The organism is Endozoicomonas sp. ALE010 (assembly GCF_049310165.1).
Lineage (GTDB): Bacteria > Pseudomonadota > Gammaproteobacteria > Pseudomonadales > Endozoicomonadaceae > Endozoicomonas.
Map to the genome: position 1 here is coordinate 200,791 of NZ_JBLYNV010000002.1, position 12,475 is coordinate 213,265.

Genomic DNA, 12,475 nt, shown 5'->3' on the forward strand with positions numbered 1-12,475 from the left:
CTATGCCCGGTGCCTGTTTTAGTACAGGATCATGAGCTGATCTTGCGGGGCAATTTCAACTGGCTGTTGTCACGGAGCTTGTTGATATCTCTGTTGATAAAAGCATCCGGGTTGAGTTTATAGAGGTCCTCCATCAAGGATGTCCAGTTGTCATAGTCCGGATACAGAGGCAAGAGTTTAATCGCCACCATGCTGATGGTATAGCCTTCAGGAACCTTGTATACCGGAGCCTTACCGGTTCTGGATAGCAGTGAGTTACTGATTTTATTGTATGAAGGGGCGGTCACATTCCCTGTGGTTTCCTCAGGCTGTCTTACGCTGAGGGGTTCCCCTTTCATACGTTCCACCGGTTTGGATGATGTGGATGTGCGATCCATAGTGTGTTTGGGGGATTGTTTCTCTGGTAGCTGCAACACAGTCCCTTTTTTGATCGCACCAATATCATTATTTACAAACAGTGAGGGGTTTAGCTTTGCCAGTTCCTGGAGTAAGTCATACCAGCTGTCGAACTGTGGATAATCGGGGATCAGCTCATGGGCAATGGCAGCAAGACTTTGACTTGCAGTGACCTTATAAATAGTTTCTGTCTTCTGCTGCACCGGCTGCTCTGCAAACGTCGATGGCATTTTTCGGTTCAGCTTTGCCAACGTCTGATGTGTTTTTTCCGGCTTACGGTGAATATCGGTATTTGTTGTCTGCGCTTCTGCTTGCTCCGAAGTGGGAGAGAACCTCCGCTCTTGCTTTGCTAACGCCTGATGTGCTTTTTTCGGCTGACTGCTTTTCGTATCGGTTGCCTGTGCTGCTGATGACTGCTGAGCGGCAGCGGCCCTCTTTTTGGCTATTTCGGCCAACTTCTGCCGTAATTCCTGCCGCTTACGGTGATTATCAGCGTTGGATCTCTTTATTTCTGGCTGCTGTTCAGCCAACTCCTGATTTTCCGCCTCAATCTCAACCACACCGGCATCAGGCATGATCAGTATTTCATTCGCCCGAAGCCTGTTTGGATTACCGTCAGTGAAAGCCCCGGGGTTCATATAAACGATCTGTTGCATCACCCCTCGCCATCCAGTGGGATGGGGATATTTATACTTCATTCTCCAGGCAATCGTACTGACATTGTCGCCAGCCGCAACTCTGTAAAGATGATCATTTTGACGGGCATCAGGGAGGTTTAACAGGGTTCCAGCGGGTATCTTGTTGATATCACCGCCGATAAATGCATCAAGGTTATTTCTCACCAGACCTTTCATTACCCAGCGCCAGCCCATTGAGCTCCGGTCAGCCTTGCTCAGCCTCATGGCGATAGTGCTTAGCGTGTCACCTTTGGCAACCCGATACGTTTTCTGTCCTGCCATCAAATTGCCACGGGGCATGGCTTTATCAAGACGATCAGGATGACCGGCGTCAGGGAGGTTTAACAAGGTTCCCACACGTAGCTTGTTAATATCACCGCCGATAAATGCGCCAGGGTTACTGCTCACCAGACCTTTCATGACCTCTCGCCAGCTGCCCGGATAAGCGTTGCTTAGCTTCATGGCGATGGAGCTTAGACTTTCACCTTTGGCAACGCGGTACGTTTTCTGCCCTGCCATTGAAGAGGGTTGAGCATCGTTACGGTTGATTCTTCCGGTCAATACGTTATCTGCTGTCCCGGATGGACGGTTTTCCCTGGCCTGCCTGTATCCATCCAGTTTCTTACGCAATGCTGCCAATGCCTGCGTTTTGGCAACATCACCGGAGGTCTTTGACGGTGAGGTATCCTGATGAAACGATTGGTCGGAAGAGTGGTTCGGTTCCTGTTCGTAGGACTTCAGTTTGCTGCTTAATGCCGCCAACGCCTGCTTTTTAGCGGTGTCATCGGGTGTTTTTGCCGGGGCGCTATTCTTGACAACTTGTGGCTTTTTCCCGCCCTTGATATCTAACAGGTTAAAAGCAATGTGTCGCCCGTTGTTGCCGGGACGAATTTCATAAATGCCATAGGCCTTTTTTCTTCCCGCCGAAAACCTGACCACAGCCGTCAGTTGCCTGGCATTGATGTTACGGGTCGAGCGAGCCCTGAGCACCGTTTCTCTGTTGCTATTCGCCGTTATATCAAACTGAAGACCCGCAACCTGCTGATTATAATCGATGCCTTGTCGGTAATAGTCGGTAATTGAGCCCAACTGAACCTTGAGGTTGTCTTTGCCGGCAAGGCCTTCTGGCAGGTCTTTGATGATAATGGTTGAGTTTAACGAGTGGCTGACCGTCGAAGGTGCTTGCCCGTGTTGACTGTGGGCAACGTTGGTTTTGCCCGAAGGCTTGGCTGTATCAGATGTTTTTACCGAAGCCCATGATACCTGATTGTTTCCCTGGAGCGTTCCTGGCAGTTGCAACCGCGTATTAACCCGCAGTTTATTGATATCACCATTAATGAAGGCCTCTGGATTCAGAGAGGCCAGCTGGTTCATCAGGGTTCGCCAGTTGGCCACTTCCGGATACCGGGGCAGCAACTCCATGGCAATGCCACTGATGCTTTGCCCCGCCTTGACCCGGTAATGCCCGCCGGAAGACATCGTAAAAACATCGGCGTCTGACGCGGTAATACTGGTCTCAGAGGGTAATGGCTGAACCGAAGTGTAGGGCTGTCGGGCTTTGGCGGTGGTAATCGGCTGTTCAGGCTTATGGTCAGCGTTAAGCAGATTTAAGGTAACTTGCTGTTTGTTACCGGGCGTTAACTTGAAATCATAGATGCCATATATTTTCTGACTTCCCACCGTCAACTTGATCACAGCCTTCAGTTTGTTGGTGGTAATTTCCCGAACAGAGCGAACCTTGATCAGCGGCTTGCCATCACTATCTTTGGCCACTTTAAAGCGCAGACTGGAGACCTGCTTGTCATACTCAATATTATGCCGGGAAAATTCGGTAATAGAGCCAAGCTTTACCTTCAGCTTCTTATTGGTAAGTTCTGACGGCAGAGCATCAATGGCAATGGTCGCATTGAGTAGTTGGTACTGATCAGTACCAATGGTCATATACCCCAGCTCAGGATTGGCTGATGCGCTCCCGATAACACTGCTTACTATGGCTGTGCTTATCAGTTTTTTAATCATGTTGCTGATCTTATCCAGTTAGCCCAACGTGGGAAGGCCAAGTTACTAACTGTTTATCGGTTCAGCCCCCGGCAACTGTAGAAAATTCAGGCGCTATTTTTTACCGCATCAGCATGCCTATGGGCAGGCACTTTTCAGAAGAGGGTTTTATCAAAGCGAAGGTGAGGAGAAGAGAGGGGAGCGAAGCAGCTTTAACCGGGAAAGCTGCTTGGCAAAAGGCTTAGCCTTCTTGTTCGATTTTGCGGGTAATAATGTACTGCTGGATAATCGACAGCACGTTGTTGGTCACCCAGTACAGAACCAGACCCGCCGGGAAGAACAGGAAGAAGAAGGTGAAGATCACCGGCATCATCTTCATCACTTTAGCCTGCACAGGATCTGGCGGTGTCGGGTTCAGCATCTGCTGAATGAACATCGAAGCCCCCATGATCAGCGGCAGGATAAAGTACGGATCCATCTGGGACAGGTCGTGAATCCAGCCCAGCCATGGAGCCTGACGCAACTCCACCGACTCCAGCAGAGTCCAGTACAGGGCAATGAACACCGGCATCTGGACCAGAATCGGCAGACAGCCCCCCATCGGGTTGACCTTCTCCTTCTTGTACAGCTCCATCATGGCCTGAGACATTTTCTGGCGATCATCGCCATACTTCTCTTTCATCTCCTGAAGCTTGGGCCCCAGTTTGCGCATTTTCGCCATGGAGCGGAAGCTGGTGGCATTCAATGGATAGAATACCGCCTTGACCAGTACCGTCAGCAGAATGATGGACCAGCCCCAGTTACCAACCAGCGAGTGAATCCACTTCAGGATGGTAAACAGTGGCTGCGCCAGGAACCAGAGCATGCCGTAGTCAACGGTCAGCTCAAGACCATCGGACAAAGACTTCAGGTTTTCCTGGTTCTTTGGACCAACATACAAAGTGGCACCGGTCTCAATGGTTTCACCGGGCTGAGCCACCATGGCATCGTCATAGAAGCCGACGAAGTTGTAGCCATCTTTGTTCTGCTTGGTGTAATACTGATGGGCTTTCTGTTGATCAGGAACCCAGGCACTGACAAAGTAGTGCTGGAGCATGGCGGCATAACCACCCTGAACCCGCTCTGCAAATGCCTTATCAGAAAAATCATCAAATGGCAGCTTGGTGTACGGCTCATCATTCGAACGAACCGCTGCGCCCAGGTAAGTATTCATTGGCGCTTTGGAGTTAAGCTGACTTGGATCTTCTGAATTATCCCGCTTCAGCTGGGCATAAAACTGATCACGCCACACCTTATTGCTGTTATTGATCACCTGGTAATGAACAGCAACATCGTAGCGGTCACGATAGAAGGTGAAGGTTTTGGTAATGTCGACGCCATCCATGGTTTTATGGAGATCAACGGTCAACGTGTTCTCACCATCCTCAAGCGTGTAATTGGCCTGCGTTACCTGGTAAACCCCGCGAAGGTTGTTCGCGTCCGGGCCATCGGTTTTTGCCAGCGCACTCTGTGCAGTGAAGACACAGGTGGTTTCTCCCTGACAGTCCGGGCTGTTCACCAGAAGCTGGAAAGGCACCGTTGGCTCACCTTCTTCCGGCAACCATGCCGGGTATTGCGGCAGGGTCAGGCTGATGATATCGCCACCGGCAGGGTCAATCAGCGCATCAATGGTATTGGTCTTGACGCTGATAAGCTGGGCAGAAGGTTTTACCGCACCATCGTCGGTGGCGGGAATAGTGTTGCCATCAGTCAGCGACGGCAGATCGGAACCAGCTTGACTGCTGGATACGGAGTGAGCGACGGATGCCGACTTCGGCGTACCGGGATAGTCTTCATTCCATTGCTGCAGTGTTAAAACACCAACTACAGCAATAGCGCCGATCAGGAGTGTTCTTTGGAAATCCATGAGTTCCGGGCCACACATTCAGGTGAATGAATATGATTGTCTGATTGTGTCCGATGATCACCAGAATCTTTTTCCGGTACCGGGTCAAATCCTCCTGGATGCCAGGGGTGGCACCTCAGTAGTCGGAGCAAGATAAGCTTGCTACCAGTCAGAAAACCATGACGATTTAAGGCTTCCAGGCCGTAGGCAGAGCAAGAGGGGTAAAAGCGGCACCGGCTGGGCATCAGAGGACTTAGCGCATAGCGGTATATCCTGATCAGTCCGGTCAGCAATGATCGGGGGATAGTTGCTAATCTGCCCATAAATGCCTTCATTTTGTCGGCGCCCTTAGTCCTATAGAAAACCCTTGGCTCTATAGCAAGCCTTTAGCCAGATCAAAGCCTTATTGCTTATTAACATGCCCTGTGCGGGCAACAGCCTCAGACAGTCGACACTCAACTGCGGCTGTTTTATAAGAAAGCTTTCTGAGCCTGGTCGAGCCGAACAGGAAAAACCCCGGGGCTTCCTGTTAACTCTGGCATTTTCTTCAGGTTGGATATCAACGTGATGCCGACGCTTCCCATTCGTGCAGCCTTCGTTTCAACCTTTGCCACTGCTGGTTGAGTAGCAGGTTCAGGTCACTGTCATTCAGATCACTGAAACCTTTCCGGACCAGAACGACAATATCCAGGTTACCAACTTCATCCTGTTGCAGACGAAAGGTTTCCCGGATATGACGTTTGGCCCGGTTTCGGCCAACGGCAGTACGAATATTTTTTTTGGCAACCACCAGTCCCAGTCTTGCCCGGCCAAGCTCATTGGCTTTTGCCAGTATCAGAAGCTGTCTGCTGGATACCTTGATATCCGTTGTATCAAATACCTGTTTGAAATCAGCCGAGGAGCGTAGCCGTGATGCACGGCTAAAAGATAAGCTCACACTGATGCTCTCTTAGCCACAGGCGGTTGATCAGGCTGACAGACGCTTGCGTCCCTTAGCTCGACGACGGTTGATTACCGCACGGCCGTTCTTGGTAGCCATGCGCGCACGGAAGCCGTGGTTACGCTTGCGCTTCAGGTTGCTTGGCTGGAAAGTTCTTTTCATCGTGGTTACTCGTCTTAATGGACTTACAAAAGACGGGCATTCTAAGTAATTGCAGGGTTAGCGTCAATTTGCATTTGTCAAGAAGCACCGCATTACTACCCGTTGTTTCTCCCTACACTTCCTTCGCTCTTTCCGTCCCGGGTTGATGATCATCGCCGTAAAGCTGGTTTTCAATTTTTTCCCGGCAGGTTCTGCCCTGCATTGCACGAATTTTCTGCAGGTTGCCCAAAGGGGTGGCCTTAGCGATCCGGCTGTTTAATACACCATCATTTTTCAGGCGGTTGCGCCATTCATTGAACTTGTTGGCAGCCTCGTAAAACGCGGCCGACAATGCCCTGATCCGCCGGATCTCTTCGGTACCATCAGCAGGGTCCCGGTCCCGGGCAATATCTCCGTAGAGATGCCCAAGCATCGACAGATAGGAAGCGGTGGTAAATGCCATGGACAGACTGTGCTCAAAATCTGTTAACTGCTGTTTGGCCGTCTCCAGCGGATGATCTTGCCATCGCCGTTTGTGATTCTCCAGAGCCAACGGTTCTGCATGGAGAAAACAGAGCCAGTTTAAGGATTTATCGATCACCAGATGACGCAGTGCATCACGGGCTACTCTGATGTCGGCGGTCAGGGGAATGCACTCACTCCGGGCCAGCCCGAACTGGCCAAGCAGGGGGCTTTGCTGGGGGATTACCGAGAATTCAATGATCTGCTCCCCTGCCTGCACTGATTGACTTAACAACTGCAAATACTGGCGGTTATTGGCCAGCTCCCGCAGGCGCCACAAATCCAGCCGGGCGATGGTGGCTTGCTGAAAATCCCAGTTGACCTTTTCATTGGCTGCCAGGAGCAACTCATAGGCCTGGTCGTACCCCCGGCAGGATATGGCATGGGTAACCGACAGACTCAGGATCGCCATATCGTATTGGGTAAGCCATTGGGTTTGACGTTGCGGAACAACGGCCTGGGCAATATCCACTGCCGGCCGGTTTTCAGCACCAGCTGCTTTATTTGCCCTGCCTGTTTTGTGGCTGTCGGCTGCTGAACGCTCTTTGCCGCCCCTGGAGCCCGCTCTTTTATATTTGGACCGCTTGCCTTTGTTTTTATTTCTGGGGGCTACAGCCGATGACCGTTTTGGCATGTCATCACTCAGCAGCCAGTCATCGTTCAATGCAGGGGAATTCACCACTGAACTGGCTTCAGCACTTAACTCCAGGCTGTCGCGGACCTCGGCCAGCTCACTCTGCAGCTTGACTGCACCTAAACTGCCATAGTGTTCCAGCACATCATTGAGTAAACCGGAAATTTTCAACAGGTCCGGTTCCCTGGATTTTAACAACAGCAGAGCCAGCTTCAGCTTGCCCGCTTCCACACCACGCATAATGGCTGATTCAATACTGGCAATGGCTTCTTCAGTATTCGCATTTTCTTTACTCATCTGGAGTGAGCCAAGCAGCCAGAAAGCCTCTGGCAAACGGGATAACCGGGCCTGAGCAATGGCCTTGTCGAGCTGTCCATCCAGATAAAAGATCAGGCTTTTCAGGTAATATCTCAGGTCATCATTCTCGACTCTGGCAACACTATCCTCACAGGCATAATTGATCAGAAACTCCATAAGGGCATACAGCGCCGGATTATCCTGGCCATCGTTACAGGCCGCTTTCTGCGAATTTACCAATAGTTCTTTGACGGATGGCAGCGAGCGGTTCTGGTACAGAGTCTGCAAAGCGATCAGGCCAATGTCCGGCGAGCAGAATCCGCTTTGCCAAAAACCAAGACAGTAGAACGCATACTCGAGCGTACAGGTCTCATCGAATTCGCCAACGCCCATAAAATCCTTTCTTATGCCCTTGACGTTCTGGATCGTGGTGGTGGTTAATTCAAGCAAATGCGCTTTTATCTGCTGCCATTGAGTGGGCAAATCCTCAGCATCCTGTTCCAGGCGGAATATCGGGTCTGAGGTAACCAGTTGTTCAACAATGTCATACAGCTTTTCACATTTGGCAATATCAAGACTGTAACAGCGGATGTTCCCCAACGAAGTCATGATTTGGCCAAACAGAATCTTCGACAATCTCTGATCGTCCATGGTGGGATCATCGGCCGAATAGAGGCAGGACATACGCAGCCGGGCTCTCTCTTTATCAATCTCCCGAATTAGGCCATCGTCCAAAAGAGCGACCACCTTGCGGTTGATAACCAGAGTGTTAGCACTTCGACCTCTATCAGAAATTACCAGCAGGCTCAGATACCAGATACACATAATAAACAGCTCTTGCTGTTCATCAGGAGTATCTGGCTGGTAACTGAGCAAACACTCCACAAGCTGATCGTCATAATGGCACATCTGCTGTTCCAATCTGTGGAGCTTGCAGTTGTTCCTCATCGATGGATCCAAACTCAACGCATCCTGCACGAATATGCAGTTAAAACACAAACGCTGAATCCTCTCAGACAACATTGACAAGTTTTTGTTCCTGGCAATTTGACCGATTTCCAGGGTCAACTTTGGAATCATTTTACGGAACAGACTGATTTTACTCTGCAATTGATTCCTATCCAGGCAACAATAGTACCCGATTGCCTTAAATCCCCCGTATGTCGGCATAAATTCCATTTCTAACAAAGGATTTATCTTGTACCGGTTCAGCTGAAAAACGGTTCCCTTTGAGATCTGCCTGAATCCATTTCTACCTTCCCGGGCAGTCGAGTTTATATTGGCCACGGACTGCTCGGGCAGTTTCTTTTCTGTTTGACTGGCATCCTTCACACATCGCCCGAAAGCACCCTGGCTAGCCAAGTGCCCTGTGACCTCATTGTTAGCCATGGGCATTTGTGCATCCAGCACAGCCGTTAGCCTTGATAGCGGATCTAACATAATGAATGAATTTTATTTTGTTGGTATGGCTTTGGAACACCCTGTTCAAGTTAGTACAAAAGATCAAATAATGTTAATCACCAGGCAGCGATTCACAGATATATAAATAGATAAGTTATCTCTTATGTGATGTGTTTTTGATTTTAATGTAATTATTTAGGGAGGTTTTTTCTGTGGATAACTCCGTTTATGCCAGTTATCGTCTGCCTTTGAGGATGTGTGCTTTTTTGTAGAAATCCCGGAGGTATGTTGTTGTTTTGGTCTTGATGGCTTGTGGATAATTATGACTGTTATCCACAGCTCGCTTGTTATTCAATTTACCCACAGGAAAATCATAAGGTTTATTGCCATTCATAAACGGACCTACCCACAGGGAGTAGCAAGCAATATTTTCCTCCGCATTATGGCTGTTTTATTTTCAACTTATTGAATTATAAGGATATTATTCCTGGCGGATGATCTGTTGTCCTGTTTTGCAGGTGTGGATAACTTTTGCCAGAAAGGATACAATTCCCTTTTGTCTATCCAATCGTTATTTCATACCTGAAGGTCTTCAGCAGGCTGTCTGACCGGCTTCAGTGATACCCGTATTAAATCCTGATCCTGATCCTGATTCTGATCCTTATCTATATCCGGAGATGGGTGGGAGAGCGGGAGAGTAGGAGAGTAGGAGAGTGCCTGTGCCCCTTGAGCTGTGGCAAAAATGTATCGATATCCTGCAGGATGAGCTGTCTTCTCAGCAATTCAATACCTGGATTCGCCCTTTGAAAGTGATGGGGGACGAACACGATTTGTGTTTACTGGCTCCCAACCGGTTTGTTGCCGACTGGGTGAAAGAGAAGTTTTTGCCAAGAATCGAAGAGATTCTGGATGAACTGTCCGATGGGGACTCTCCAGCCGTCGCGTTGGCGGTGTCCAATCGTCGGCCCCCCTCACTGAGCAAGCGATCTGCACGGCCAAGAGAGCCTCAGCTCAGGGAAGTGCCACCCAGAGAGATTCAGCCTGCGGCAACGGTGACCGTTTCTGAGAAACCCATTGAGAACCCGCTGAAACATGCCGCTATTGAGCGTTCTGTGGTCACCCATGAGCTGGTGTCGGCTTTAACGGTCGCGCAGGACAATACCCCTGAGCCGGATCTGGTATCAGACTCCGGTTTTCAGGAAGATGACAGCAGGCAGACAGAAGAGCCCGCCCAGATCAAGGTAAACCCGCTGAAAGAGTCGGTGAGTGCTACGCCTGAAGAGCCTGTCCCGGTGCGGCAGGTTGAAGTTGAAGGGTCTATCAAGCATCACAGTTCGCTGAACACTGGGTTCACTTTTGAAACCTTTGTTGAGGGTAAATCAAACCAGCTGGCCCTGGCGGCTGCTCGGCAGGTAGCAGAAAACCCCGGTGCTTCCTACAATCCGCTGTTCTTGTACGGCGGTGTTGGTCTGGGTAAAACTCACTTGATGCATGCGGTGGGTAACTTCCTGGTCAAGCAGAACCGTAATGCCAGAGTTGTTTATTTACACTCCGAGCGCTTTGTTGCGGATATGGTGAAAGCACTGCAGCTGAATGCCATTAATGACTTTAAAAAGTACTATCGTTCTGTTGATGCGCTACTGATTGATGATATCCAGTTTTTTGCCGGTAAAGAGCGTTCACAGGAAGAGTTTTTCCACACCTTCAATGCGTTGCTGGAAGGTGGTCAGCAGATGATTCTGACCTGTGACCGTTACCCAAAGGAGATCAGCGGCGTTGAAGAGCGGCTGAAGTCCCGATTTGGCTGGGGTTTAACGGTAGCCGTGGAGCCGCCCGAACTGGAAACCCGTGTCGCCATTCTGATGAAAAAGGCAGAACAGCAGAAAGTGGAACTGCCCCATGAAGCCGCCTTCTTTATTGCCCAGAGAATCCGTTCCAATGTGCGTGAACTCGAAGGTGCCCTGAAGCGGGTGATCGCCAGTGCGCACTTTATGGGACGCCGTATTGATATTGATCTGATCCGCGAGTCCCTGAAAGACCTGTTGGCTTTACAGGACAAACAGGTCAGTATAGATAATATCCAGAGGACGGTTGCTGAGTACTACAAGATCAAAGTGGCGGATATTCTTTCCAAGCGTCGCAGTCGTTCTGTGGCAAGGCCAAGGCAAATCGCCATGGCACTCTCCAAAGAGTTGACCAGTCATAGTTTACCCGAGATTGGTGATGCCTATGGCGGACGTGATCATACCACCGTTCTTCACGCTTGCCGTAAAGTAAAAGAACTGGTCGAAGTGGATAACGAGATCAAAAGCGATTACAAAAACCTGTTGCGCTCACTGACAAGTTAATTCCACCTTATTCAACCTCATAAAAAGGTGAATACCTTTTTATATCAAGAGAAAGGAAAGCGATGAAATTTACCATTAATCGGGAAGCATTGCTTAAGCCACTTCAGCTGGTTGCCGGTGTGGTTGAGCGCAGACAGACGCTGCCGGTATTGTCCAATGTGTTGATGGTAGTCGATGGAAACCAGCTCTCGTTAACCGGTACTGACCTGGAAGTCGAACTGGTTGGCCGTGTCGCCCTGGAAGATGTTGCGGAGGCCGGAGAGATTACGGTACCGGCCAGAAAACTGATGGATATCTGTAAGTCCCTGCCTGAAAACACCCTGATTGAAGTGCATCAGGATGATCTGAAGGTCAAGGTAAAGGCTGGCCGGTCCCGGTTTACCCTCTCCACGCTACCGGCCAATGAGTTTCCCAGTATTGAAGAGGAGGCCGGATCGGTATCCTTTACCATTGGCCAGTCACGTCTTCGTCGCCTGATTGATCGTACCGGCTTTGCCATGGCCCAGCAGGATGTTCGTTACTACCTGAACGGCATGCTGCTCGAAGTCAGCCAGAACTGTCTCCGTGCGGTGGCTACCGATGGTCATCGTCTGGCCATGTGCAGCGTGGATGCCGATATCAACCAGCAGGACAAGCATCAGGTCATCGTGCCCCGTAAAGGTATTCTTGAGATGGCGCGTCTGCTCACCGAAGGGGAAGAGAGTGTTCATATTACCCTGGGTGCGAATCATATCAGAGCCAAAACCGGCGACTTTATGTTCACCTCCAAACTGGTGGACGGTAAGTTCCCTGACTATGAGCGGGTAATTCCCAAAGGCGGCAATAAAATCATTATTGGTGATCGCCAGGAACTGCGTCAGGCATTCCAGCGTGCGTCTATTCTGTCCAATGAGAAATACCGGGGTATCCGCCTGATTCTTTCCGATGGTCAGCTTAAGGTAATGGCTAACAACCCGGAGCAGGAGGAAGCCGAAGAAGAGTTGAGCCTGGCTTATCATGGTGACTCCATGGAGATCGGGTTTAACGTCAGCTACCTGTTGGATGTGCTTTCTGTGCTTTCTGGTGAGGCCATCAAGATGACCCTCTCCGACCCGAACAGCAGTGCGCTGCTTGAGGAGTCTGAGTCTGGTGACTCCACCTATGTTGTTATGCCTATGAGGCTGTAACAGCCTGTCGGCAGAAGTAGTCAGTGTCTGATGTTGTGGCATCAGACACTCGCCCTGATCCGGCTTCCGG

General features: G+C 50.1%; 9 protein-coding genes. 2 read left to right on the forward strand and 7 right to left on the reverse strand.

Features of this window, described 5'->3' with window-relative positions:
* Positions 1-29: 29 nt before the first annotated feature.
* The 7 genes from ACO6UY_RS01950 to ACO6UY_RS01980 form a co-directional block, all read right to left on the reverse strand.
* Positions 30-3,092, reverse strand: coding sequence for a LysM peptidoglycan-binding domain-containing protein (locus tag ACO6UY_RS01950; RefSeq protein ID WP_422444467.1), 3,063 nt, complete (start codon positions 3,090-3,092; stop codon positions 30-32).
* A gap of 220 nt (positions 3,093-3,312) precedes the next feature.
* The gene (yidC, locus tag ACO6UY_RS01955; protein ID WP_422444469.1) at positions 3,313-4,977 is read right to left on the reverse strand and encodes a membrane protein insertase YidC; all 1,665 of its coding nucleotides are present in this window, start codon (positions 4,975-4,977) and stop codon (positions 3,313-3,315) included.
* Complete coding sequence (yidD, locus tag ACO6UY_RS01960; RefSeq protein ID WP_269672164.1) at positions 4,953-5,279, reverse strand: membrane protein insertion efficiency factor YidD; 327 nt, start codon at positions 5,277-5,279, stop codon at positions 4,953-4,955. The genes yidC and yidD overlap by 25 nt, the downstream gene beginning before the upstream one ends.
* A 236-nt stretch (positions 5,280-5,515) precedes the next feature.
* Positions 5,516-5,893 carry a ribonuclease P protein component gene (gene rnpA / locus ACO6UY_RS01965; protein ID WP_101748624.1) on the reverse strand — a complete coding sequence of 126 codons (378 nt, stop codon included), beginning with the start codon at positions 5,891-5,893 and terminating at the stop codon, positions 5,516-5,518.
* A 30-nt stretch (positions 5,894-5,923) separates the two neighbouring features.
* Positions 5,924-6,058 (reverse strand): 50S ribosomal protein L34, encoded by a 135-nt coding sequence (gene rpmH / locus ACO6UY_RS01970; RefSeq protein WP_081622094.1) that lies wholly within the window; start codon positions 6,056-6,058, stop codon positions 5,924-5,926.
* A gap of 112 nt (positions 6,059-6,170) precedes the next feature.
* Positions 6,171-8,450 carry a hypothetical protein gene (locus ACO6UY_RS01975; RefSeq protein WP_422488899.1) on the reverse strand — a complete coding sequence of 760 codons (2,280 nt, stop codon included), beginning with the start codon at positions 8,448-8,450 and terminating at the stop codon, positions 6,171-6,173.
* Between the two features lie 676 nt (positions 8,451-9,126).
* Positions 9,127-9,285, reverse strand: a complete 159-nt coding sequence (locus tag ACO6UY_RS01980; protein WP_422488901.1) for a hypothetical protein — start codon at positions 9,283-9,285, stop codon at positions 9,127-9,129.
* A 319-nt stretch (positions 9,286-9,604) separates the two neighbouring features.
* Here ACO6UY_RS01980 and dnaA point away from each other — a divergent pair, with 319 nt between their 5' ends.
* Positions 9,605-11,239, forward strand: coding sequence for a chromosomal replication initiator protein DnaA (gene dnaA / locus ACO6UY_RS01985; protein ID WP_422444474.1), 1,635 nt, complete (start codon positions 9,605-9,607; stop codon positions 11,237-11,239).
* 62 nt (positions 11,240-11,301) lie between these two features.
* Positions 11,302-12,405, forward strand: coding sequence for a DNA polymerase III subunit beta (gene dnaN, locus ACO6UY_RS01990; protein ID WP_422444476.1), 1,104 nt, complete (start codon positions 11,302-11,304; stop codon positions 12,403-12,405).
* Positions 12,406-12,475: the final 70 nt, after the last annotated feature.